Origin of the sequence: Actinoallomurus vinaceus (assembly GCF_039542055.1) — a bacterium.
Lineage (GTDB): Bacteria > Actinomycetota > Actinomycetes > Streptosporangiales > Streptosporangiaceae > Actinoallomurus > Actinoallomurus vinaceus.
Window position 1 is genome coordinate 280,827 of record NZ_BAABHK010000013.1, and the last position, 23,039, is coordinate 303,865.

Sequence of the window (23,039 nt, forward strand, 5' to 3'; positions counted from 1 at the left end):
ACGGATCGGGCTTCGCGGGCTCAGTCGAGGATCTTGACGCGGACGCGCCGGAAGCCCCGGCCCTTGTTCTCGATCTTGGCGACCTGGAGACGGCCGATCTGCCGCGTGGAGGCGACATGGGTACCGCCGTCGGCCTGGGTGTCCAGCCCGACGATGTCGACGATGCGGACCTCCTCCACCTCCGGCGGCACCAGGTTGGTCGCCGTCCGGATGATGTCGGGGATCGCGAACGCGTCGGCGCGCGGCAGGGACTTGACGTCGATGCGCCGGTCCGCCTCGATCTCGGTGTTGCAGGCGGCCTCGACGGCCTCCTTGAACCCGGGCGGGACCTCGGGGAGGTTGAAGTCCATCCTCGCGGCCCCGGGCTCCATGTTGCCGCCCGTGACGAGGCAGCCGTAGTCGCGGAAGACGACGCCGCACAGGACGTGCAGGCCGGAGTGGGTCCGCATCAGGCTCGTCCGTCGCTCGTCCTCGACCGCCCCGCGCACGGCCGTGCCGACCGGCGGAAGCGGGTCGTCCTCGTGGGGCAGGAGGTAGAGATCGTCGCCCTTGCGGACGCCGACGATCCGCGTCTGCACGCCCTGCCAGAGCAAAACCCCGTGATCCGGCGGCTGACCGCCCCCACCCGGATAAAATGCCGAGCGGTCGAGGACGATCTCCCCGGGTCCCGAGTCGAGCACGACCGCTTCCCACTCGCGCAGCGTCTGGTCGGTCAGCTCAAGCCGCCGCGTCCGGTACGTCGTCATGCTGATCAGCCTAGTAAGGAGCGGGATGACACGACGCGCCGTACGTTGCGTCGCCACGGCCGTCGCCCTTCTCGCGCTCGCGGGGTGCGGCGGTACGGAGCGCCGGGCGCGCGCGGAGAGTCCGTCCCACGCGCCGAGACGGCAGGCGGCGCACGCGCCCGTCGTCATGTTCCTGGGCGACAGCTACACCGCCGGCAAGGTGGGGCAGATCCCGGAGCAGACGTACGCCGCCGAGACCGCCCGGACCCTGGGCTGGCAGGTCATCATCGGCGGCTACCGGCGGACCGGGTTCATCGCCAAGGGCCAGGTCGGCAAGGACTTCGCGCAGCTGTTCACCGAGCAGCTCGCCTGGCGCCCGGCCCCCGACCTGGTGATCGTCTCAGGCGGCCACAACGACCGGCGGCATCCGGCGGAGGACGTCGGCGAGGCGGCCCGGCGGCTGCTGGGCGCCGTGCACCAGCGCTGGGCGACCGCACGGCTTCTCCTCATCGGCCCGATGTGGGGCGGCGGCGACCCGCCCAAGGAGATCACGGCCATCCGGGACGCCCTCGGCAGTGTGGCCGCGGAGGTGAAGGTGCCGTACATCGACCCGCTGAGCGAACAGTGGATCACCGGGGACCGCGACAAGGGCACCGGCAACGCGCCGCAGTACATCCTGCCCGACGGCACCCACCCCACCGCCGCGGGCGCGCGTCACATCGCCGACCGGCTCGTCGCCGACCTTCGCCGGCTCAAACTCGACCGGCCGTGACCGTCCGGCGGCTCACCAGGGGCCGTACGGGCCCGAAGAGGACGAGCCGCCACGGCCGTACTGCCGCACGGCGGGCCGCACGTCAGCGAGGTAGACGGCGGCCGCGATGAAGCCGATGACCGGCAGCATCTGGATGATCGAGACCAACGCGACCGCGCCGGCCAGGCCGAACAACAGCGCGACCCCGAGGATGATCATCCACAGTTGCTTCGTGAGCTTCCCCGCTGCCGTGTAGGCCCCCGCCGGCCGGCGCACGGCGTCGACGAACGCCCAGATCTCGACGACGAAGGCGACGATGGCCACGGCCCAGAACACATAGAACACGAAACCCTGGGCTCCTCCGAGCACGGTCGACCCCCTGTACCAGGGCGGCGTCGTACGAGCGCCGCGTCATCCGTCATCACGTTCCGGCCCCAGCGTATGCGTTCCGCTGCGGTCATGCCGATGGTCGCGGCCGGAAATGCGGGAGCCCGGGCGGATGCGTCCGCCCGGGCTCCCGGTCCGCGCGCCTCTCGGACGCACTGTGGACGGTCAGCCGCCGACCTTCTTGGAAGCGTCGCCCGCGGCCTTGCCCGCCGCCTTGGTGGTCTCCTTGGCGGAGCCGGCGGCCGCCTTGGCCTTGCGGACCGTGGACTTGGCGGACTCCTCCAGCTGCTGCGTGGCCTTCTGGTGCTCGACCCGGCTCACGATCTTCTTCCCGCGCTCGGCGAGCCCGTCGACGACCTCGGCGGCGCGGCCGCCGACCCGGGTGGCGTAGGCGAGCGCGACGCCGCCCAGGTCCTTCGGGTCCGTCCGCTCCTGCAGGCGGTTCAGCCGCTCCGGGACCTCACGGATCTTCTCGACCGCGAGGTCGCCGGCGCCCGCGGCGACGTAGAAGGCCTTTGAATCGCGCAGCTTGTCGGTGATGTTCGGCATGGGTTCACCCTTCATTCGATGAGGTGGCTTCGGTGGCGGCTTCCCCGCTGGACGCGTTCTCCCGGCGGAACGACTCATAGATGTCGAGCAGCACCTGCTTCTGACGTTCCGACAGGGCCGCGTCCGCCCGGATCGCGGCCTGGACGTCCGTGTCGGTCTCTCGCTCGTCGAGGATCCCTGCTTGCACGTACAGGGCTTCGGCGGAGATGCGCAGACCCTTGGCGATCTGCTGCAGGATCTCCGCGCTCGGCTTGCGCAGCCCACGCTCGATCTGGCTGAGGTACGGGTTCGAAACGCCCGTGACCTCGGCCAGCTGACGCAGCGAGACCTTGGCCCGCTTGCGCTGCTCTTTGATGTACTCCCCGATGGAGCCGACTTTGGAAGTCGCCATGTCTCCACTGTGCGCCGCCGTGCTTGCTATTGCAAGCACAGCTGCAAGCACTTCACGGTGAAACGAGTCACATCGCGTCCGGCTGTCCAAGCGCCATGAGGCGCTACAGCGTGCGCAGCGCCTCGGTAGGGGAGAGGCGGGCGGCTCGAAGGGCCGGCAGCAGGCCGGCGATCGCACCGATCACGATCGCGGCGCCGATCCCGCCGGCCCACGCCTGGACCGGGATGACCACCGCCCAGCCCTTCGTGTTCGCGTAGATCGCGGTGGTCAGCGCTCCGGCCGCGACTCCGGCCACCCCGCCGAGCAACGCGAGCATGACCGCTTCGGACAGGAACTGAGTGCGGATCTGTCCCCGGGTCGCGCCGAGCGCCCGGCGCAGCCCGATCTCCGATCGCCGTTCCAGCACCGAGATGATCATGATGTTCGCGACCCCGACCGCGCCCACGATCAGCGCCACCAGCCCGAGCCCGAGGAACAGGCTGTTGAACGCGCCCTTCGCGGCGGCTCGCGCGGTGAGCGCGTCGGAGGGCCGGCTGACGTCGACGTCGCTGGGCGACTCGGGGTTCGCGGTCCGCGCGAGCGCTCCGTGCACCGAGTCCACCTTGTCCGTACGGGCCCGCACGAACACCGTCGTCGGAGGTCCGGCCACCGCCTTGCTCTTGTCGACGGTCGTGTAGCTGAGGTAACGCTCCGCGGCCGGGTAGCCGATCAAGGCACTGGTGTCGATGTCGGTCGACAGCGTCGCGGGCTTCAGGATGCCGGCGACGTAGAACCACTGGTTCTTCAGCCAGATCCGCTGCCCCGGATAGACGCGATCGATCCCGAGGCGCTGTGCGGCGAGCGCGCCGAGCACTGTGACCGGCTGGCGCTCGGTCGCCGGGTTCAGCCAGCGGCCCTGAGCCACGCTGGTTCCGATCACTTCGGGCAGGTTGAGGCTGGCGGCCCGTACCCGCAGGGCGTTGGTGGCGACCACCGGGATCAGCGGGCTGCGGTACACGTTCGTGTTCTCGATGGCAGCGGCGTGCGCCACGTGCTCGACGTCGGGCAGGTGGGAGATCCGTTGCGGGGCGGCGACCGGGAGCTGTGCCGCCCCACCGCTGAACGATTGGCCGGTGTTCGCGGTCAGCAGGTTCGTGCCGAGCTGGTCGATCTGGGCCAGAAGTCCGGCCTGGGAGGACGCGGACAGGCCGAGCACCGCCACGATCGCCGCGGTGCCGATCGCTATCCCGAGCGCGGACAAGGCGGCCCGCAGGCGGCGAGCCCGGATTCCGACGCCGGCCACGCGCATCTGGTCGGACAGCCTCATGCGCCCTCCAGCGAACGCGCCGCGCTGTCGGCGACGATCTGCCCGTCGAGGACGTGCAACTGGCGGGGAACCTGGGCGGCCAGTCCGCTGTCGTGCGTGATCATGACGATCGTCGCCCCGTCGGCGTTGAGCTCGTGCAGCAGCTCGATGATGGCCGCGCCCGTCTTGCTGTCGAGGTTTCCGGTCGGCTCGTCGGCGAGCACGATGGCCGGGCGGCCCACCAGAGCGCGGGCGATCGCCACGCGCTGGCGCTGTCCGCCCGACAGCTTGCCCGGGCGGAAGCCCGCCCGGTCCTCCAGCCCGACCCGGATGAGCGCCTCGGCGGCGCGCTCGCGCCGCTCGGCGAGGCCCGCGCCGCCGTACAGCAGGCCGTCGGCGACGTTCTCCAGGACGGTGGTGTGCTCGGACAGGAAGAACTGCTGGAAGACGAAGCCGATGCTGCGCGCCCGCAGGGCGGCGAGCTGGCGGTCGGTGAGCGTCGCGACGTCTTCCCCGTCGATCCGTACCGTGCCGTCGCTGGGCCGGTCGAGCGTGCCGAGGATGTGCAGCAGCGTGGACTTGCCCGATCCCGACGGGCCGACGATCGCGACCAGTTCCCCGCTCCGTACGGTGAAGCTCACACCGCGCAGCGCGTGGACGGGGGGCTGCGTGCCGTACGTCTTGGTGACCCGCTCCAGTTCGAGGACATTCGTCTCGCTCATGTCGACGGCACCACCACTCGGTCATTGGCCGAGAGGGCGCCGGAGACCTGCACCCGTCCATTGGCATCGTCGAACAATCCCAGCGTGACCGGCACGATCCGAGTCAGGCCTCCGTCCCCCGCCGCGACCTCGACCGCGTATCCCCCGCCGGCCTGGCCGATGAGGGCGGTCACCGGCACGATCAGCGCGTGCTCGACGCCGTCCGTGGTGATCTGCACCTGGACCGGAGCCTGGTCAAGGGTTCCGGCGTCCTTCGGGTGCTTGAGCGTGATGTAGACCGGGATCGTGGCGGACCCCGAGTCGGAGCCGTCCTTGCCGGAGGATGTCGCGACCGTGCCGATCCGGCTGACCACGCCGGACGTGATCCGGTTGTCCGGCAGCGTGATCTGCGCCTGGTCGCCCTTCTTGACCTCGGACTGCTGGGAGGCGTCGAGCTTCACGGTCACCGCGCGCCGGTTCGACGACGCCTCCATGATCGGACGGCCCGTGCCTGCGCCCGTGCCGTTCGTGGCCATCACCTTGCTGATCCGCAATGGGCCGGGCAGGAACACCGCCTGGCCGAGCTTCAGTCGGCCCGTCACGTCGGCGCCGCGTTTGTCCTGAAGCTTCTCCAGGGCCGCTGCGGTCGCCGCGCCGAAATAGTCCGAACCGGGATCGAGCTCGGACTTGTCGGCGTAACCCTCGTCCACCAAGGTCTTGTTCAGCGCCCGGACGTCCTTGCCGTGGCCGCCCTCGGCCAGGCTCCGGTACGCGGGCGTGCTCCCGCAGACCAGGATCACCGGCTTCTGGTCGACCTTGTACAGCGTCTCGCCGCAGTCGATCTGGGTGCCCGCCCCCGGCACCCAGGTGTACGTCCCCTTCGCCTGATTGACCACCGGGTACGGGGTCCCGTCGGCGCCGGCCGAATACGACAGCGTCCCGCTCTGGCCGACCTGCGAGGACAGCGGACCCTCCTGGACCGCCGCCAGCGACGTCCCGCCGCCGGCCCTCGTAGCGGGCTTACCGTCGTCGCCGTGCAGGCCCGTCACGGCGAGGACCACGCCACCGCCCGCGACCACGACCGCGACACCGCCGCCGAGTAGCCTGCGCCGCTTACGCCGCCGCGGGCGGGCGGGCGCCTCAGGGGGAGGGCCGGTGCTCGCCGGAGTCCCGATCTCAGCCGTTGCCATTCTCGGAGCCTCCTCCCACGTGGGCCACGTCGCGGCATGCGTTCATCGCCTTCTTGAACTGCGGTGAGTTGGTGTTGATCCTGTCCCTCGGCACCAGAAGGCGCCCGTCCTGCGGGTCGGGCATGTCCGGTATGCCGTTCTTGCGCATACACTGCGCCCACTTCAGCCATTCGTTCTGGTCTTGGGCCCTCTCCGCGGGGTCGTCCTGTATCCCCGGCGGCTCCTGCGATTTGCACGCCTGCTGTGCCTTCTTGAATTGCGGCGAGTTTCTGTTCGGCCCCCCCGCCGCGATCATGAACCTGCCGTTCTTGTCGGGGTCAGGAAAGGTGGTTACGCCGTTCTCGCGCATGCACTGCGCGTACTTCACCGCCTTCTCCAAAGTGGGGTTCGCGTTCGAGCTGGACGAGCTGGATTTCGAGTCGCCGGAGCCCCCGCATCCCGCGACGGTCAGGGCGAGGGCGGCGGCCGAGGCGGCCAGCAGCACAGAGGCCTTGTTCATGCCTCCACTGAAGACGGAGGACTGTTGCGGTGGCGTATGCGATTTTCGATATGCCCGCGATACACACCGCTCGCGCGTACTGGACGGCGGGTGAACCAGCCGTTCCCCGGCCCGGACCGGGGAACGGTCAGTTCACCGATCGGGCCGGTGACGCCCAGGTGTTGCAGGCCGACGTGGTGCCCCGGTTGTAGCCGATCTGGACCCAGCCGCGGTAGTGCGCGTCCGTGCCGTGGTCCCGCTGGTCGAGGGGGCGCCCGTCGTCACCGCGCTCGTACGAGTCCTTCAGCGCCATCGCCCACTGGTCGGGCGTGACGGGGAACGTCGAGCGCACCGAGCCCAGGAACAGCCCGGACAGGCACTGGGCCTGCAGTTCGCTGCGCTTGGTGACGGCGTTGCGGTCCGTGGTGCTCGTCGCCTCGGACCGGGCCTGCTGGGCGTAGCCGAGGATGCCGGACTGGTCCTGGATCGCGTGGCCGTACTCGTGGGCGATCTCCCGGGCGTACGCCACGTTGTAGCGCACCGGCAGGCCGCCCGCCGCCTTCTGGGCGTCGGTGACGCCGATGTACATCGACTGGTTGGACGGGCAGTAGAACGCGGCGACGCCCGGCGACGGGTAGGTCCCGCAGGGGCTCTGGCCCCCCGTGGACCAGAACACCCGGTGCGGCGCGGTGAACCGCATGCCGGCGTGCGCGAAGCCCTGGCCCCAGGCGTGGTCCAGGCAGTCGGTCGTCCCGTCGAGGAAGAGCCGGAACGACCGGGGGTCACCCTGGGTGATCTGCCGGCCCTGGCAGCCGTCCGAGGGCAGGCGGCCGACCTTGTACAGCGTGCTGGTGGCGGCGTTCTGGCTCGGCGCGGAGGGTGCGCTGACCGGCGGCCGGGTCGGCGTGTACCCCGGCCGAGTTACCACTTTCGAGGCCACCGCGCCGACCACCCCGATGATGGCGAGGAGGCCGAGCACGCCGATGCCGCGCACGCCCCCGCCGCTCCGCCGGCGGGGCGGTGGCCGGTAGCCGTAACCCGGAGCGGCGTAGCGAGGCCCGCCGTGCCCGGGACCGTACGGCGGCCGGGGCGGTGGCCCCTGCGGCGGGCCGTACGAAGGGCCGCGGCCGGACGGCGGCCCGTATCCCTGGGGCGCGCCGTATCCCTGGCCGTAGCCCTGCGGTGCACCGTAGCCTTGGCCGTGGCCCTGCGGCGGGCCGTATCCCCGACCGTGTCCCTGGGGCGGGGGTCCCCATGAGCCCGGTCCAGCCATTCACTTTCCTCCTGTCAGGAAACGTCCGCGGGGGTGGCCGTCCACGTGTTGCAGGACGACAGGACGCGCTGCGTGTAGCCGCGGGCCACCCAGCCCGCGTAATGGGCCCCGGAGCCGTGGTCACGCCCGTCGGCCTGCTGGTCGTCGTCGCCGCGCGCCCGCGCGTCGGCCAGGACCGCCCGGTACTGCGAGGACGTCATGGGGAGGCTGTCGCGCTGGGCCGACAGGAACGCGCCCGCGAAGCACTGCGCCTGCAGCTCGATCCGGCGGCTCACCTCGTCGCGGGCCGCGGTGGCCTCGCCGGCCATCAGCCGGTGGCCGTACTCGAGGATGCCCGCGTCCTCCTGCACGTGGTGGCCGTACTCGTGCGCGATGACCCGGGCGTACACCGCGTAGTGCGACACCGATTCGCCGTCCGAGGTCTCCACGACGTCACCGAGGCCGACGTACAGCGTGTCGTTGGCCGGGCAGTAGAACGCGGCGGCGCCGGGAGCGGGGTACGACCCGCACGGGCTGCTGCCCGACACGTTCCAGAAGACCCGGTGCGGGGCGGCGAACCCTGCCAGGCCCACCTTGGCGAACTGCCGCCGCCACGCATCGTCCAGGCAGTCCGACAGCCGGTCGAAGAAGGCCCGCATCGAGTCCTCGTCGTCCTCCCGGATCGCCGGAAGCGCGCAGCCGACCGGGTCGAGCGCTCCGCTCTGGTAGAGCGGGCCGGCGATCGCGGCCTGCCTGCTGCCCGCGCGTGACGGCTCTCCGCCGGTGCCGGTGCCCGCTGCCGGCCGGTCCGGGCCGGCCAGCGAATAGGCGACGATCGCGACCGTGCACAGCCCGGCGACGCCGCCGAGCGCGCCGACGATGGTCCCGGCCGTGCTGCGCCGCCGGTGCGGGCGGCGCGGTGGCAGGTAGCCGATGTCCCGCGCCGGCCGACGCCACAGCCGGGACGGCGGGCCCTGCGGCTCCGGGCCGTCCGGCGGGCGTCGCCGATAGGGACCTTGCACTGCTGTCCGTTCCTCCCCTGAGACCGGCACGCCGGCTCCACGCGGGAGGGGCGACCGGAACGAGAATCATCGCATACCGTCGAAAACTCGATCACTTGTACGGGAACGACCACGGATCGGTTCATGATCGTCACATCCGCAGGTCACGTTCGGTCGGCCGTTCACCGGTACGCTGTGCGCCCATGCGGGTACGCACGCGGCTTCTGACCGCCCCCCTTGCCGCCGCAGGGCTCCTCATCGGCGCGGCCTCCGCGTCGGCGGCATCGGGACAGGTCGTCAAGGACACCGTCGCGATCACGGTCACGCCGGACGGGACGCTCCAGGTCAAGGAGACGGTCGTCTACGAGGGAAGCGCGCCCGCGCGTACCCTCATCCGCCGCAAGCACCTCGACGAGCGGCAGGACCGCCGTTTCGACGTCGGCGGCGTCCAGGGCGGCACGCTGAAGAACCAGGGCGACAACGCGGTGCTCCAGGTCGCCGGTGGCGGCGGCACGGGCCGGCGGACGGCGCAGCTGTCCTACACGGTCAAGGGCGCGATCACCACGCTGCGCAACGGCGAGCAGCTGACCTGGACGGCCGCGGGCGGCTGGCACGTCCCGGCCGCGCAGACCCGGGTGACCGTCGAGTCCAGCGCCGTCGTCCAGAACCTCAACTGCTTCGCCGGGGAGCCGGAGAGCACCGTCGGCTGCACGCAGTTCTTCACCAACCACACCCACACGCTGGCCGACTTCCGTCAGGAGGACCTCCAGCCGGGCGACTACATGACGGTCATGATCGGGTACCCGCCGGGCACGACCAAGGGCAGGCCGATCGTCGAGCAGCGGCACACGGTGGCCACCGCCTTCACCGTCAACGGGGTCACCGGGGGCACCCTGCTCGGCCTGCTCGGCCTGCTGCTCAGCGGGGTCGCGCTGCTGTACGTCACCCGGGGCAGGGACGCGCGCATCGTCAACAAGAAGGCGGCCGAGGGCGACCACGCCCCCCTCGACTCGACGGGCTTCGCCCCACCGGACGGCGTACGGCCCGGCCAGATCGGCACGCTCATCGACGAGCAGGCCGACGTCGTCGACGTCACCGCGACCATCATCGACCTGGCCGTGCGCGGCTACATCCTGATCGAGGAGCTGTCCCGCGAGACGTACGGCCGCCTCGACTGGCAGCTGCGCCGCATGGAGCGTCCCGCAGGCGACCTTCTCCCGTACGAGCGGATCCTCTACGACGCCCTGTTCACCGGGCGCGACGTCGTCCAGCTGTCCGAGCTCGGCGGCACCTTCGCCGACCAGCTCGCGGCGGTGCGCAAGGCCCTGTACGAGGACGTCGTCCGGCAGGGCTGGTTCGCCCGCCGGCCCGACTCCGAGCGCACCCGCTGGACCACGATCGGCATGGTGCTGGCCGGCCTCGGGGTCGTCGGGACCATCCTGCTCGCCGTCTACACGAACCTCGCCCTGGTCGGCCTGGCGGTCATCATCGCCGGCGCGGCGCTGGCCGTCGGCGGCCAGTACATGCCCGCCAAGACCTCGCGGGGCGCGACCGTGCTGGCGCACACGCTGGGCTTCCGGGCGCACCTGTTCCGCGGCGAACTGCCGGACGCGCCCGCCGGTCACCGGGTGGCGCTGTTCTCGCACTACCTGCCGTACGCGGTGGTGTTCGACGTGGTGCAGCGCTGGGCGCAGACGGTCGCCGACGTCGGCGCGGGCAACGACGGTCCCTCGGACAACCTCTACTGGTACGAGGGGCCGGCCGAGTGGGACCTGTCGAACTTCGCCGAGTCGATGCGCACCTTCACGCTCGCCACGTCCGGCGCGATCTCCGCCTCGCGCCAGTTCCGCAGCCTGTCCTGATCCCAGGGCGGACCGGCTCGGCTCGGCGGATCGCCGCACTCAATGCCCGTGCGACCTCGGAAACGAACGTAACGTACGCTACCGTACGTTGATCATGAGCGAGCCCGAGCGTCGTCGAACACCGCGGAGCCGCTTCCTCACGGCGCTGACCGCGATCGTGGGTGCGCTCGCGATCCCGGCGACTCTCGTCGCGGTAATGGTGCGGTTCGGGGGCACTCCGGCACCCACGGACATACCTGATTACGGCTCAGAGGCCATCTCCGATCGCGATCATGTGACGTCGATGGCGTTCAGTCCCGACGGCAGGACCCTGGCCGTCGCCGGCGGCACCGATGGGGCGGGCGGGACAGAGCTCTCACTTTGGGACGTGCCCGGCCGCCGGAAGGTTGCCACTCTTGACCTCCCTGACCACGGCCGTGTCCACGCGGTGGCATTCAGTCCCGACGGCAGGACCCTGGCCGCCGGCGGAGGCTTCGACGAAACGGACAAGGCATGGGTTTGGTTGTGGGACGCGGCCGGCCGCCAGAAGATCGCTGCTCTTCCGATTCCTTATGACTGGGTCGGGGAGTTGGCGTTCAGCCCTGGCGGAAAGACCTTGGCCGTCGGCGGAGGCAAGGTCGGCGAATACCACAATGACGTCGGAGGAGGCGTCTGGTTGTGGGACCTCGCCTCCCACCGAAACGTCGCTGCCCTCACCAGCGTCAGCGGTGTCGACGTCATGGCGTTCAGCCCGGACGGCAAGACCCTGGCCACCACGGGAGACCGCAGCGAGGAGTGGAGCAAGATCTGGCTCTGGGACGTCGCCCGCCGCCGGAAGATCGCCACTCTCGCCCCTGGTCACAACATCTACTCGGCGGCGTTCAGCCCTGACGGGAGGACCCTGGCCACTGGCGGCGAGAGTGGCCGGCGTCTCGAGGGAGAGATCCGGCTGTGGGATGTGGCCGGTCGCCGGACCGTCGCCACTCTCACCGACCCCGACGACTATGTCGGTCCGGTGGCGTTCAGTCCCGACGGCAAGCTCCTGGCCAGTGGAGACCATGAAAAAGGCGTCCGGCTATGGGACATGGCGAGCCACCGGAACGTCGGCACCGTCTCCCTCCCCCACCGTCGCCGCGAGCTGTACTCGGTGGTGTTCAGCCCCGACGGCGCGAACCTGGCCCTCGGCGGAGACGGGATCGGGTTGTGCACCGGACGGGTCCTGGTACTCGCCCCGCACCGGTGCCGGCTTACCGAGTTCGGTTCGCCGTCTGCCGCATTGAGCCCCTGATCCACCAGACTTGTCCTAGGCGTCGGGCAAACCGACCGCGCGGATCTCGCCGACGATCGCGTCGCCGCCGTGCAGCGGAACGGTGGCGAGCTCGTCGGGGACCTCGGCGCCGAGGGCGCGCAGCGTCGCCACGGTCACCGGGGTCCGGGCGCGCATCGCGCCGTCATCGACCTTGATGGCGCCGGCGCGGCCGTCCGCGAGCGCGAACGCGTCGACGCCCTCGGCCCCGCACTTGACCAGCAGGCCCGGCACGGCGGTCATGAGCCGGTACTCGTCGCGGTGGGTGCCCGAGGTCCACTCCGGGTGGGCGCGCATCGCGTCCGCGAGGCGCCGCTCCGGCGTGCCGGGTTCGGCGGTCACGAGCGCGCGCAGCGCCCGCGCCACCCCGGTCAGCGAGACGGCGAACAGCGGCGCGCCACACCCGTCGACGCCGGTCGCGGCGATCCGCTCACCGGTCAGCTCCTCGACCGTCTCCCGTACGGCGCGCTGCAGCGGGTGGTCGGGCTCCAGGTACGACTCCGTCGGCCAGCCGTTGACGACGCAGGTGGCGAGCATGGCGGCATGCTTGCCGGAGCAGTTCATCCGCAGCCGCGACTTCTCGGCGCGGACGGCGACCTCCGGGTCCAGCGGCCACTGCGGCGGGCACTGGAGTGCGTCCGGCGTGAGGCCCACGTCGGCGAGGATCTTGCGGGCGCCCTCCACGTGGAAGTCCTCACCGGAATGGCTGGCCGACGACAGCGCCAGGAGCTCGCCCTCGAGGGCGAGGCCGCGCCGTGCCATCGCCACCGCCTGCATCGGCTTGTTCGCCGACCGGGGGAAGACCGGCTCGTCCGGGGAGCCGATGCGTAGCGCCGGGGAGCCGTCGGCGGCCAGGGCGGCCACCGAGCCGCGGTGCCGGGACTCCACGAAACCGGAACGTTCCACTTCGACGAGGACGGGGTGCATCTGCTCTCTTCGGGGGGGTCGACGGTCGGCTACTACCAGCTGGTCATGAAGGACCTCTGCGTCGGCCTGCGGCGCGACGCCGACGATGGCCGTGTCAACACTACGTGAGTCGCCGCACGCCCTGCGCCGGGGGCAGGTTGATCATGAGCCGGACCGCCGCTAAGATATCGACATTTATAGTCGAAAAAGTAGAGTAGTGATGGACTTCGACGGGGAAATGCTCGAAAGAGAGCTTCGAGAGCTTGAAACACGCGCCCAGCAGGTGCGCGAGGAACTCGCGGCTCTCGTGGTCGAGGCCAAGAGCAAAGACGGCCTGATCCAGCTGACCGTCGGCAGCCAGGGCCGCCTCCACGCCCTGACGTTCGATCCCCGGGTGAAACGCCTCTCCGTGGAGGAGCTCGCGGAGCGGGTCGTCGGGATGATGAACGACGCCCTCGATCTCCTGCAGCACGAAACGGCGGCCAAGACGAGCGCCATGTTCCCCGACTTCACCGCCGATCCGCCCTTCGGAGGCCCGCTCCAATGACCGCGTCCAGGGGGCGCCCGTGGCCGGGCTGAGCGAGGCGCGCGGCGGCCTGTTCGCCGGCGGCAACATCGCACTCCTCGTCTTCTCGATGCTGACCGTCCAGTACCCGGAGGGCAACCCGGGGAAGGCACGGGAGGCGGGTGCGGTGTGGGCCGGTCTCATGGCCGACGTCACCGAGTGGGGGAAGTACGGCGACGACGCCGCACGGGCGATCGTCACCAACAACGCCGGCGAGGACGTCCAGGCCTTCAAGGACTTCTGGCAGCGCCACGCCACGCCCGCCGCGCCGGCGGAGGGCGAGGCCGCGCGGCTCGCCGAGCTGTGCCGGCGCATGAGCGAGGCGTGCAACGAGTACGCGTCGCTCATCGAGAAGGCCCAGTACGCCTTCACCACCCTCGCCTGGGCCAACTTCGCCAGCCTGCTCTTCATCTCCACGTTCCCCTGGCAGGCGGGCGTCGCGTACGAGATCTCCCAGTTCCTGCTGAGACGTGCGCAGGCGGGGATCCTGGCGAAGCTGCTCGAGAGCGCCATCGCCCAGACGCTGCTCGCCAAGCTGGCGGAGTACACCATCGGCAGCGCGTTCTACGCCGTCGGCGACGTGCTCGTGATGGACGGCGTCAAGTGGGCGCGGGGTGAGGACGTCGGCTCGTTCGGGCAGAACTTCGACGAGGTCATGAAGGAATTCGTCGCCTCCGTCGCCTTCTACGGCGCCTTCGACGCCGCTGCCAAGCCCGTCAGCAAGATCATCAGCAACCCGGATGTGCAGTACTTCGTGAACCGGATGGTGGGAGGCTCCCTCGGATACGGGCCCACGTACGGCTACCTGAACGGCAAACGCGGCGACGACCTGGCCCCGACCGTCAAGGACACGATCCTGAGGACGATCCTCTACACGACCATGGCCCACAAGCCCGCCGGTTAGTCCCGAGATCCAGGATGGCGCCCACATGACTCCTCCCACTCTGCCCCCGGACCCGCCGAAGTACGTCACGATCACCGGACCGGGTACTCCCCACGACTCACTGTGGGGCATCGCCGAGGACCTGTTCGAGGACGGCACCCGATGGCAGGACATCTACTCCGCGAATCGGGACGTCATCGGCGGCGACCCGAGCCGACTCAAGGTCGGCATGCGACTCGTCCTGCCTCCCCTGGAGATCCACCCCGCCTACATCCGCTCCGTCGCCAAGAGCCTGAACGATGAGGGCGTCGACATCAACGCGAAGCTCAGCGAGGCCCGGAAGCAGCTGGACGCCATCGGGAACTTCTGGGGCGGCGACGACATGGGGACCAAGTTCTACAAGGGCGCGGACGGCCGGCCCGGGTACGAGACCTCGGCCGCCCGCTCCCTCGACGGCGTCGCGGCGTTCGCCGACTTCTACCGAACCGTCGCGGGGCGGCTGCGCGACATGGCGGACCGCCACGACGACGTCGAGTGGGAGAACACCATCCAGGCCCTCGACGCGGCCCTGAAGACCGCCGAGACGTGACGAATCCCGAGTCTCAGCCGCCCTTCACGCCCAGGAACGTCCGCGCCTCGTCGGGCGGCATCGGGTCACGCTGGGCGGTCCGCGCCAAGGTGGCCCCGCGCTCCACGAGCTGGGCGTTGGCCGTCACCGGCCGCCCCTTGGCGTAGCTCAGCGTGTCCTCCATGCCCACCCGCAGGTGACCCCCGGCCGCCAGAGCGGCGTACATCACCGGGAGGGTCGTCCGGCCGATGCCCGTCGCCGACCACGTGGCCCCGGCGGGCAGCGCCTCCACCGCGGCGACCAGCGTCCGCGCGTCGCCCGGCATCCCGCCCGGCACGCCCATGACCAGGTCGCAGTGCACCCGCCCGCCGAACGGCGGACCGTACGTGTCCAGCAGCCGGTGCAGGGACGCGACGTGACCGAGGTCGAACAGCTCGAACTCCGGCACGACCTCCCGCTCCTGCGTCAGCTGGTAGAGCTCGGCCATGAACGACCAGGGGTTCATGAAGACGTCGTCGCCGAAGTTGACGGTGCCGCAGGTGAGCGAGCAGGCGTCCGGCTCGGCGTCGAGGACCCGTAGCCGGTGCTCGTACGGGTCGGTGACCGCGCCGCCCGTGGACAGCTGCACGATGAGGTTCGTGCTCGCGCGCAGGGCGGCGACGGTGTCGCGCAGGCGCGCGAGGTCGAGCGTGGGCCGCGCCTCGTCGTCGCGGATGTGGACGTGGATCACGGCGGCGCCGGCGGCCTCGCACTCCTTGGCCGTCTGGACGAGCTCGTCGAGCGTGACGGGGAGCGCCGGGACCTTGGCCTTGTCGGCCTCCGCCCCGGTCGGCGCAACTGTTATCAGCGTTCTGGCCATGGACAGCATGATTTCAAGCCGGAGGCCGGTTTGGCGAGAAAATCTTTCGCAAAGGCAGGCGTTCTTCCGGCGGGTGCCGCGTGCGGCAGAATGCGGTGGCGTGCGAGCAGTCGTCCAGCGGGTGAGTCAGGCCAGTGTGACCGTCGAGGGTCGCGTCGTGGGCGCGATCGAGGGACCGGGCCTGCTGGCCCTCGTCGGGGTGACGCACGACGACACCCCGGAGCGGGCGAAGAGGCTCGCGGCCAAGCTGTGGGGGCTGCGGGTGTTCGACGGCACCGAGGACGGGGCGCCCGAGGCGTCCTGCTCCGACCTCGGCGCGCCGCTGCTCGTGATCAGCCAGTTCACCCTCTACGGCGACACCCGCAAGGGCCGCCGGCCGTCCTGGATCGCGGCCGCGCCCGGCCCCGTCGCCGAACCGCTCGTCGACGAGGTCGTCGCGGAGCTGCGCCGCCTCGGCGCCCACGTGGAGACGGGCGTCTTCGGCGCCGACATGAAGGTCGCCCTCGTCAACGACGGCCCGATCACGCTCATCCTGGAGGTCTAAGAGCTGAGGCCGAGCACGGCGAAGACGACCGTGACGACCGTGCCCGCGGCGGCGAGGGCCAGCACGTTGCGGTCGTTCTCCGCCAGGCGGGCGCGGACGCTCGGGGAGTAGACGACGACCCCGGTGTCGCGGTTCGGGTCCGGGACGGACTCCTTCCGGAACGGGTTCGGCAGCCGGACCGCGCTCCACAGGGCGTCGTTCTTGACCTGCTGGTGTGCCGGGGTGCAGGCGAACAGCCGCCCCCGGATCGGCTCGTGGCAGGCGAACCCCTGCCTGGTCATCACCCGGCAGACCGTCGGCACCAGCGAGAACTCATACAGGCACCACCCCAGCAGCGCGATGAGCGCGAGCCGCCACGACGTCAGGAATACGGCGGCCAGCAGCAGCACGCCGAACCCGATCCACCAGACGTAGGCGGGCTCCCGCACCCGCCGGCGCCGTCGCCCCATGTTCTCTTTCCTCGTCGAGGTCTCGTCCGACGGAGAAAACCTTCCCATGAGCGCCGCCCATCGCGATCCAGGTTCGGGTGTTTGTCGGCTTATCGGCGTCGAAGATCGATTTTGGCGTTGGCTCCGGTGTCCGGGTCGACGATGACCTCCTGCGTGGCAGCCACCCCGCCGGCCAGCAGCGGCTCGTCGACGGGGACGTTGCGCTTGATCAGGCCGAGGGCGATCGGGCCCAGCTCGTAGTGGCGGGCCGCCGAGCCGACGAACCCGACCGTACGGCCGCCGGCCTCGATCGGCTCCCCGTGCGCCGGCAGCCGGTCGACGCTCCCGTCGAGGTGCAGGAACACCAGCCGCCGGGGCGGACGGCCGAGGTTCTGGACCCGCGCCACCGTCTCCTGGCCGCGGTAGCAGCCCTTGTCGAGGTGCACGGCGACGTCGATCCAGCCGACCTCGTGCGGGATGGTCCGGTGGTCGGTGTCGAGGCCGAACCGGGGCCGGTGCGCGGCGATGCGCAGCGCCTCGTACGCCCACAGGCCGGCCGGGCGCGCCTGCCAGTCGCGGTCCAGCTCCTTGCGGGGCACGATCAGGCCGTCCGTCGTCACCAGGGCGTCCGCGGGCGGCTCGGCGCCGGTGAGCGTGACGACGGCGTACGCGTCGGACTCGTCGGTGACCTCGACGCGCATCATGAACCGCATCGAGTCGAGGAAGCGCGCGAGCTCCGGCGCCGTGCCCGGCTCGACGTGCGCCCACACCGCGTCCCCGTCGTCGACGAGGGTGAGGTGGTGCTCGACGTGGCCGTGCGGGCTGAGGAGGAGCGCCTCGGTCGGTGTGCGCGGCGGCAGCTCCTGCAGGTGCTGGCTGGTGAGGCTGTGCAGGAACCGCAGGCGGTCGGCTCCGGCGATCCGCACGACGCCGCGGTTGCTCCGGTCGACGATCGCCGCCCCCGACGCGAGGGCGCGCTGCTCGGCGAACGGCTCGCCGTAGTGCGCGGCGACCCCTTCGTCCGGTGGATCGGCCGATACGGCCCCGGGCGTGCTCAGCAGCGGGCTGTCCATGACCGCAAGCCTACGTCGTCCGGCAATTGCGGCAGCGGCCGTAGACGGTGAGGTGCTGGACGTCGGTCTCGAAGCCGTACTCCTGCTCCAGGACGTCGACGAGGCCCTTGGCGACGGTCGGGGTCACGTCGTAGACCTCACCGCAGCCCCGGCAGACCAGGTGGACGTGGTCCGCCTCGCTGGCGAGATGGTAGGTCGGCGGCTTGTGCCCCAGATGGGTGTGCTTGACCAGACCGAGCTGCTCGAGGAGCTCCAGCGTCCGATAGATCGTGGAGATGTTGACGCCGCGCGCGGTCCGCTGCACCTCGGTGCAGATCTCCTCCGGGGTGGCGTGCCGCAGCGCGGTGACCGCCTCCAGCACGAGCTGGCGCTGCGGGGTCACCCGGTAGCCCCGCGCCCTCAGCTCCTCGTGCCATGGTTCCGCCACGAGGCCGAGTTTATGTCCCGTCGGGCGTCCTGCGGGGGCCTCGCGGGACGGACCGCCAAAAATCCCCTTGCCTCATCCGTGGCCGCTGATCTAACGTTCGGGCTAAGCGGGAAAGGAGGTGGTCCGAAAGTATGCATAGTACGAGGACTCGTGAGGTGGCTGTCCGTTAGCCGCTGTCCCGCCTCAGCCCCGCCCCAACGCGGGTGAGGCACCCGGTCGTGGACGCGGCCGGCGAATACCAGGCAGACACCCGACCCCCGTGGCCGGTCGACTCAGTCCTGTCGACCCCTGCACACGCAGGAGCAGCCCGGGGGTCGTTCCTTTTCTCTCCCGCGACCCCCGGGACACTTCCGTAGGAGCGTCCGCTCGCTCAGGAGACGCGTTTCAGCTGCGCCGACAGGTGTGACTGCAGGCTCTGCCCCTCGGCCGCCATGTCGTACGCGTAACCCAGGTCCTCGCCGATCAGCCCGTACAGCCGCTTGCCCGCGGTGTACTCCTTCGCGGTCTCGGTGCGCGCCACGACGTCCGTGATCAGCTCGACCCGGTTGAACCCCGCCTGCCCCACGTAGATCTCGGCGAATCCCGTCGGGTGCGCGAGCACGACCTCGACCTTTCCGCCGGCATGCGCGCGCCAGTAACCGCTCTCCCGCGCGAGGGGAGCCGCGAGGTTGCCTTCATCGTCCAACCGCCACGTACGGCTCGTGTAGATCAGGTACGGCTTGCCGATGTGGCTGAAGGAGATCTCCTGTCCGAAGTGGAAGCTCTCGACGGTCGGGTAGCCGCCGACACCCGCCCCCTCCCAGTCTCCGAGGAGGAACGCCAACGGCTCGAGGTCGGGATGCAGCTCAGGTTCCATGTTCGGCCAGCGTAGTGGCCACCGCCCGGTCGGCGACACCGTGTCACCGGAGACCGGTTCCCCCGAAATGATCCCCAACCAGAGGTTCCCTTGATCGACTTTCTCGACAGCGCGCTCGTTCCCCTGCTCCTCGCCGTGGTCGGCCTGCCACTCGTCCTCCGCGCGTTCGTCCAGCAGGGCAAGCGCCGCGCCATGCATGCGACGCCGACCGTCACCTGTGCCGAGATCGCCGAGTACGACGAACCCGTCGTCTGCGAGGTCAAGGGGACGGCCGTCCCCGGACCGGGCGGGCCTGCCCAGGCACCGTTCTCGGGGCAGCCGTGCGTGTGGCACCGGACGAAGGTGACGGTCCGCTACGAGCGCACCCAGACCCGTGACGGCAAGACCGAGACCACGACGCATGAGGAGACGGTGCACGACGAGACCCACGGGGCGCCCTTCGCCGTGCGCGACATCGCCGGGGAGGTCCTCATCGTCCACGACGGTGAGCCGGTCGACCGGCCCGCGCAGTCCCTGTCGCACTACGAGCGCGCGGGCCGGGACGTCAACCTGTTCGGCCTGAGCTTCCGAGTCAACTTCAGCAACGTCAAGGGCCACCTCTACGAGGAGTGGATCATTCCCCAGGGCCGGTCGCTGTACGTCCTCGGGGCGGCGATGGCCGAGGACGGCGGGCTCGTCATGCGCCGGCCCCATGCCGACCCGTTCATCATCTCGACGCGGTCGGAGGAGGAGTTGTCGGCGAGCCTCCGCCTCGGGCTGTACGTCGGCTACATCGCGGGAGGCGCGCTGCTCGCCGCGAGCCTGATCTGGCTCGTGCTCGAGCTGGTCCACGCCCATCCGGGCGCTCACCTGTGGAACCTGATCTTTGGAGATGAACCGCCCCTGGGGTAGCCGGAGAGCGGCCCGCCCTCGCTTTCGTCAGGGGATAGCCTGATCCGATTCGCGATCACGGCGAGCAACGGGTGAACCGTTCGTTCCCGCGTCGCGTCTGATCTTCCTAAGTTCGAGGAGGACGGTTGTACGCGCTGATGGCACTGATCACGGCCGGCGTCGAGGCGGGCGCCGACGCGGTGGCCAAGACGGTCGGCAAGGCGCGCAGGCGGCGGACGCTGGACAAGGCCGAGCCCCTCGTCGACAACGCCCCTGGAGGACCGCGCGAGGTCGCTGGGCGCGCGGTCACCGGCCCGGGCGGTCCGGTGACCGCGCCGCTGTCCGGGTTGCCCTGCGTCTGGTACGCCGTGACCGTCCTCGAGCGGTACTGGGCGTGGCGGCCCGGCCCCCTGGGGCCGACCAGGGTCGTCCGCCACGTCAAGGTCGCCGAGCAGATCAGCGGGCCGCTGTACGTCGGGGGTGACACGGCCGCCGTCCGCGTCGACGCGCACGGCGCCGAGCTGGAGCTGGGCGAGCCGGCGTTCGCGGAGTTCGAGGACGCGCCGCACGGCCCGCTGACCGCGCGCCTGGCGGCCCTGCTGGGCGCCCCTCCCCGCCCGCGGCACCGGGAGCGGACGATCGGCTTCGTCGTCGAGGAGCTCGTGATCACCGACGGGGAGCCGCTGCGCGTCGTCGGCGCGGCCCGTACCGAACTGGGGGACCTTGTCCTTGCCAAGAGCGGGCTGCGGCCACTGATCATCTCAAGGACCGTGCCGGTTTCCAGCCCGGAGGACTAGTGTGCCGAATATGGCACGATCACTCGTCATCAAGGTGACGGCGGGCGCCGAGGCACCCGAGCGCTGCAATCAGGCGTTCACGGTCGCCGCGGCCGCCGTGGCCAGCGGCGTCAGCGTTTCCCTGTGGCTGACCGGCGAATCCTCCTGGTTCGCGCTTCCGGGCCGGGCCAAGGAGTTCGAGCTGCCGCACGCGACGCCGCTGGAGGACCTGCTCGGCATCGTGCTGTCGGCCGGCCGGGTCACGGTCTGTACGCAGTGCGCGGCGCGCCGGGACATCACCGACGATGAGGTGCTGCCCGGCATCCGCATCGCCGGCGCCCCGTCCTTCGTCGAAGAGGTCACCACCGAAGGCGTCCAGGCCCTCGTCTACTGAGCCGCGGCCGTCACCGGGCCGCCCGGACACCGGACAGGTCGCGGGCGGTGACGCTGTTGCGGTCCGCGATCGACGGGCCGAACGAGAACTGCGGCCACAGTCCGTTGATCTCCTGCCGGCTGCGCTCGCTCCACTCCCGGGCAAGGTCGTCACGGGTCTTGTAGAAGTTCAGCGCGTACCCGCCGCTGTGCACGCGCAGCAGGTTGAACCCGCCGGGATACTCCTTGACCGCGCCAACCTCCTGCTGCGTCACGTGCCGGCTGCCGGGCAGCACCGTGCGCTTGTTCCGGTGGGTGTGGCCCGCGTGGTGCAGGAACACCCCCGGCGTCCGCTCGTACGCCGCCATGACCGACACGGTCTGGCCGACCTCCAGCGAGGTGCCGCCGCTCACCGCCAGGGGATCGTCGAGGGACATCAGCGGATGGTGGCCGAAGACGATCGTCGGCTGGTCCTTGTGCTCTTTCAGCTCGGTCTCGAACCAGGCGAACTGCTCACGCGACAGGCCGCCCGCGTCTCCCCCGTTGCCCGGCTTGTCGTAGGTGTCCAGCCCGATGATCCTCAGGCCGCCGAGGTCGTGGGTGAAGTACGTCGGCCCGTCGGAGAACGCGTCGCGGAAGCAGTCGTGCCCCTGCCACTGGCCGACCCGGCAGGAGGCGTACGCGGGCCCGTCGTGCGCGCGGTCGTGGTTGCCGCGTGCGACGAAGTAGTCGCGGCGGTAGGCGCCGAAGCCGTCGAGGATGCCCTTGGCCGTGCCGAGGTCGCCCGGCACCGCCTCCGACGACACGTCGCCGGCCGCGAAGAGGTAGGTCGCGCCGCGATGCCGCGCGTCCTTCACGAGCGCCTTCGCCATGATCTCCGGGTACGGCGGCCGGCCGGGAACCTGGGAGATGCCCTTGATCGGCAGCCCGCCGATCAGCCCCGCGACGGTCTCGCCCAGGTGCAGGTCGTTGCAGAGCGCGATGGAGAACAGGAAGCGGCCGGGCGGCGGCTGCGGTGTCGTGAAGGAGAAGGTGCCGCCGGTGAGAGGCGTCCCGGCGGCTCCCGCCACGGAGGTCTGCGACGCCGTCCGCCCCCGCGACCGCGCCTGGTAGTAGTACGTCCGGCCGGGCTCCAGGCCGGTGACCTCGACGTAGTGGTACGGCGTGTGCGCCGCGCCGCCCACCGTGCGGGTCAGCCGGTCCCGGCGCGTGCCCAGGAGGATCTCCCCGTCCGCCGGGGCGGGCCGCATCCGCCCGAGCCCGTCGTCGGTGTCGGCCACGCCGGTGTACCAGGTGAAGATCGCGCTGGTCTCGGTGAGGGTGACGAGCTCGAGGTTGACCGGCCGGACGTCGGACGCGGACGCCCGCCTTTCGCCGACCATCGACATGAGGGAGAAACCGGAGAGGACGGCGCTCAGGCGCAGCAGATCACGACGGCCGGGCCGACAGCAGAACATGGGCCGGACGGTAAGCCGCCACGACAATCACGTCCATAGCGCCACAGCCACAACACCAGAGTCAGGCCACACCCGGCCATCGTCTTTCCGGAAAAGGGCTCCGCACGCGGGCGCCATACGGCATCCTGCGCGCGATGCCCCCAGGTTTTTCCACAGCCTGTGGACGAACGTCCGGTCGCGGACGGCCGTGTCCTAGTGAGGTTCGCCCTGTCCGCTCGGAGTGACCCACTCGACCAACTGAACGATCACGCCGTTCGGGTCGGTGACCTGGAACAACCGCTCTCCCCAGGGCTCTTCTCGCAGGGGCATCGTGATGGCGACGCCCTCGGCGCGCAGGCGGGCCTCTTCGGCCGCCAGGCCGGTGGTGACCACCAGCGCGATGATGACGCCGGCCGCATGCCGGTCCCGGAATCCCTCGGGGAGGACCTCGATCCCCCGCCTCAGGAAGATCACATCCATGGCGGCGTCGTCGCGTTGGAGCGAAGCGAACCCCTCGGCGGCCATCACCTCCTTGTAGCCGAAGTGGGTGGCCAGGAAGGCGGCGGACGCCGCGACGTCGTCGACGGTCAGCGAGACCGCCGAAGAGGTGACCTGCATG

The 23,039-nt window shown here is 70.7% G+C and carries 28 protein-coding genes; 10 read left to right on the top strand and 18 right to left on the bottom strand.

Translation table 11 applies throughout. The features are described from left to right. Positions 1-20: 20 nt before the first annotated feature. The gene (locus ABEA24_RS37490) at positions 21-746 is read right to left on the bottom strand and encodes an alanyl-tRNA editing protein (RefSeq protein ID WP_345437392.1); all 726 of its coding nucleotides are present in this window, start codon (positions 744-746) and stop codon (positions 21-23) included. Positions 747-771: 25 nt separating this feature from the next. On the opposite strand from ABEA24_RS37490, the gene ABEA24_RS37495 reads away from it, so the two are divergent. Then, complete coding sequence (locus ABEA24_RS37495; protein WP_345437394.1) at positions 772-1,497, top strand: SGNH/GDSL hydrolase family protein; 726 nt, start codon at positions 772-774, stop codon at positions 1,495-1,497. A gap of 12 nt (positions 1,498-1,509) precedes the next feature. Here the strand turns inward: ABEA24_RS37495 and ABEA24_RS37500 are convergent, their stop codons facing one another. From ABEA24_RS37500 to ABEA24_RS37540, 9 genes are all read right to left on the bottom strand, one after another. Beyond that, positions 1,510-1,821 (bottom strand): DUF2516 family protein, encoded by a 312-nt coding sequence (locus ABEA24_RS37500; protein ID WP_345437396.1) that lies wholly within the window; start codon positions 1,819-1,821, stop codon positions 1,510-1,512. A gap of 207 nt (positions 1,822-2,028) precedes the next feature. Next, positions 2,029-2,412, bottom strand: coding sequence for a hypothetical protein (locus ABEA24_RS37505; protein WP_345437398.1), 384 nt, complete (start codon positions 2,410-2,412; stop codon positions 2,029-2,031). Between the two features lie 4 nt (positions 2,413-2,416). Continuing rightward, positions 2,417-2,803, bottom strand: coding sequence for a helix-turn-helix domain-containing protein (locus ABEA24_RS37510; protein ID WP_345437400.1), 387 nt, complete (start codon positions 2,801-2,803; stop codon positions 2,417-2,419). A gap of 103 nt (positions 2,804-2,906) precedes the next feature. Continuing rightward, a complete protein-coding gene (locus ABEA24_RS37515) occupies positions 2,907-4,109 on the bottom strand; it encodes an ABC transporter permease (RefSeq protein WP_345437402.1) in 1,203 nt (400 codons plus the stop codon). Then, positions 4,106-4,810, bottom strand: a complete 705-nt coding sequence (locus ABEA24_RS37520) for an ABC transporter ATP-binding protein (protein ID WP_345437404.1) — start codon at positions 4,808-4,810, stop codon at positions 4,106-4,108. The genes ABEA24_RS37515 and ABEA24_RS37520 overlap by 4 nt, the downstream gene beginning before the upstream one ends. Next, positions 4,807-5,979 (bottom strand): efflux RND transporter periplasmic adaptor subunit, encoded by a 1,173-nt coding sequence (locus ABEA24_RS37525; RefSeq protein WP_345437406.1) that lies wholly within the window; start codon positions 5,977-5,979, stop codon positions 4,807-4,809. Before ABEA24_RS37525 ends, ABEA24_RS37520 begins: the two co-directional genes overlap by 4 nt. Further along, positions 5,966-6,478 (bottom strand): hypothetical protein, encoded by a 513-nt coding sequence (locus tag ABEA24_RS37530; RefSeq protein ID WP_345437408.1) that lies wholly within the window; start codon positions 6,476-6,478, stop codon positions 5,966-5,968. Before ABEA24_RS37530 ends, ABEA24_RS37525 begins: the two co-directional genes overlap by 14 nt. 127 nt (positions 6,479-6,605) lie before the next feature. Continuing rightward, positions 6,606-7,451, bottom strand: coding sequence for a neutral zinc metallopeptidase (locus ABEA24_RS37535; RefSeq protein ID WP_345437410.1), 846 nt, complete (start codon positions 7,449-7,451; stop codon positions 6,606-6,608). A gap of 293 nt (positions 7,452-7,744) precedes the next feature. Then, positions 7,745-8,731 carry a neutral zinc metallopeptidase gene (locus ABEA24_RS37540; protein WP_345437412.1) on the bottom strand — a complete coding sequence of 329 codons (987 nt, stop codon included), beginning with the start codon at positions 8,729-8,731 and terminating at the stop codon, positions 7,745-7,747. A gap of 182 nt (positions 8,732-8,913) precedes the next feature. On the opposite strand from ABEA24_RS37540, the gene ABEA24_RS37545 reads away from it, so the two are divergent. Together ABEA24_RS37545 and ABEA24_RS37550 are read left to right on the top strand one after the other, a co-directional pair. Further along, complete coding sequence (locus tag ABEA24_RS37545; protein ID WP_345437414.1) at positions 8,914-10,572, top strand: DUF2207 domain-containing protein; 1,659 nt, start codon at positions 8,914-8,916, stop codon at positions 10,570-10,572. 94 nt (positions 10,573-10,666) lie between these two features. Further along, positions 10,667-11,839, top strand: coding sequence for a WD40 repeat domain-containing protein (locus ABEA24_RS37550; protein WP_345437416.1), 1,173 nt, complete (start codon positions 10,667-10,669; stop codon positions 11,837-11,839). A gap of 15 nt (positions 11,840-11,854) precedes the next feature. Here the strand turns inward: ABEA24_RS37550 and ABEA24_RS37555 are convergent, their stop codons facing one another. After that, a complete protein-coding gene (locus ABEA24_RS37555; RefSeq protein WP_345437418.1) occupies positions 11,855-12,784 on the bottom strand; it encodes an asparaginase in 930 nt (309 codons plus the stop codon). Positions 12,785-12,983: 199 nt separating this feature from the next. Between ABEA24_RS37555 and ABEA24_RS37560 the strand changes: the two genes are divergently transcribed. Genes ABEA24_RS37560 through ABEA24_RS37570 form a run of 3 tightly spaced genes read left to right on the top strand, consistent with a single transcriptional unit; the run spans position 12,984 to position 14,800 of the window. After that, positions 12,984-13,310: a YbaB/EbfC family nucleoid-associated protein gene (locus tag ABEA24_RS37560; protein ID WP_345437420.1), complete on the top strand. Its 327-nt coding sequence runs from the start codon at positions 12,984-12,986 to the stop codon at positions 13,308-13,310. 19 nt (positions 13,311-13,329) lie between these two features. Beyond that, the gene (locus tag ABEA24_RS37565) at positions 13,330-14,232 is read left to right on the top strand and encodes a WXG100-like domain-containing protein (protein WP_345437422.1); all 903 of its coding nucleotides are present in this window, start codon (positions 13,330-13,332) and stop codon (positions 14,230-14,232) included. A 25-nt stretch (positions 14,233-14,257) separates the two neighbouring features. Beyond that, positions 14,258-14,800: a LysM peptidoglycan-binding domain-containing protein gene (locus ABEA24_RS37570; protein ID WP_345437425.1), complete on the top strand. Its 543-nt coding sequence runs from the start codon at positions 14,258-14,260 to the stop codon at positions 14,798-14,800. 13 nt (positions 14,801-14,813) lie between these two features. Here the strand turns inward: ABEA24_RS37570 and ABEA24_RS37575 are convergent, their stop codons facing one another. Next, a complete protein-coding gene (locus tag ABEA24_RS37575) occupies positions 14,814-15,638 on the bottom strand; it encodes a beta-keto acid cleavage family enzyme (protein WP_345437427.1) in 825 nt (274 codons plus the stop codon). 100 nt (positions 15,639-15,738) lie between these two features. On the opposite strand from ABEA24_RS37575, the gene dtd reads away from it, so the two are divergent. After that, positions 15,739-16,182, top strand: a complete 444-nt coding sequence (gene dtd, locus ABEA24_RS37580; protein WP_345437429.1) for a D-aminoacyl-tRNA deacylase — start codon at positions 15,739-15,741, stop codon at positions 16,180-16,182. Here the strand turns inward: dtd and ABEA24_RS37585 are convergent. From ABEA24_RS37585 to ABEA24_RS37600, 4 genes are all read right to left on the bottom strand, one after another. Further along, positions 16,179-16,631: a hypothetical protein gene (locus ABEA24_RS37585; protein ID WP_345437431.1), complete on the bottom strand. Its 453-nt coding sequence runs from the start codon at positions 16,629-16,631 to the stop codon at positions 16,179-16,181. The genes dtd and ABEA24_RS37585 overlap by 4 nt on opposite strands. An 89-nt stretch (positions 16,632-16,720) precedes the next feature. Continuing rightward, positions 16,721-17,683 (bottom strand): CAF17-like 4Fe-4S cluster assembly/insertion protein YgfZ, encoded by a 963-nt coding sequence (gene ygfZ, locus ABEA24_RS37590; protein WP_345437433.1) that lies wholly within the window; start codon positions 17,681-17,683, stop codon positions 16,721-16,723. Between the two features lie 10 nt (positions 17,684-17,693). Next, complete coding sequence (locus tag ABEA24_RS37595) at positions 17,694-18,110, bottom strand: Fur family transcriptional regulator (protein WP_345437435.1); 417 nt, start codon at positions 18,108-18,110, stop codon at positions 17,694-17,696. A gap of 370 nt (positions 18,111-18,480) precedes the next feature. Continuing rightward, a complete protein-coding gene (locus tag ABEA24_RS37600; RefSeq protein ID WP_345437437.1) occupies positions 18,481-18,966 on the bottom strand; it encodes a heme-binding beta-barrel domain-containing protein in 486 nt (161 codons plus the stop codon). A gap of 90 nt (positions 18,967-19,056) precedes the next feature. Between ABEA24_RS37600 and ABEA24_RS37605 the strand changes: the two genes are divergently transcribed. The 3 genes from ABEA24_RS37605 to ABEA24_RS37615 all read left to right on the top strand — a co-directional run bounded on the left by ABEA24_RS37605 (position 19,057) and on the right by ABEA24_RS37615 (position 21,006). After that, the gene (locus ABEA24_RS37605) at positions 19,057-19,857 is read left to right on the top strand and encodes a GIDE domain-containing protein (protein ID WP_345437438.1); all 801 of its coding nucleotides are present in this window, start codon (positions 19,057-19,059) and stop codon (positions 19,855-19,857) included. A 125-nt stretch (positions 19,858-19,982) separates the two neighbouring features. Next, a complete protein-coding gene (locus ABEA24_RS37610) occupies positions 19,983-20,633 on the top strand; it encodes a GIDE domain-containing protein (RefSeq protein ID WP_345437440.1) in 651 nt (216 codons plus the stop codon). A 10-nt stretch (positions 20,634-20,643) separates the two neighbouring features. Continuing rightward, positions 20,644-21,006 carry a DsrE family protein gene (locus tag ABEA24_RS37615; RefSeq protein WP_345437441.1) on the top strand — a complete coding sequence of 121 codons (363 nt, stop codon included), beginning with the start codon at positions 20,644-20,646 and terminating at the stop codon, positions 21,004-21,006. A 10-nt stretch (positions 21,007-21,016) separates the two neighbouring features. On the opposite strand, the gene ABEA24_RS37620 is transcribed toward ABEA24_RS37615, so the two are convergent. Together ABEA24_RS37620 and ABEA24_RS37625 are read right to left on the bottom strand one after the other, a co-directional pair. After that, a complete protein-coding gene (locus ABEA24_RS37620; RefSeq protein WP_345437442.1) occupies positions 21,017-22,441 on the bottom strand; it encodes a purple acid phosphatase family protein in 1,425 nt (474 codons plus the stop codon). A 192-nt stretch (positions 22,442-22,633) separates the two neighbouring features. Beyond that, a complete protein-coding gene (locus ABEA24_RS37625) occupies positions 22,634-23,038 on the bottom strand; it encodes a VOC family protein (protein ID WP_345437443.1) in 405 nt (134 codons plus the stop codon). Between the last annotated feature and the right edge of the window lies 1 nt (position 23,039).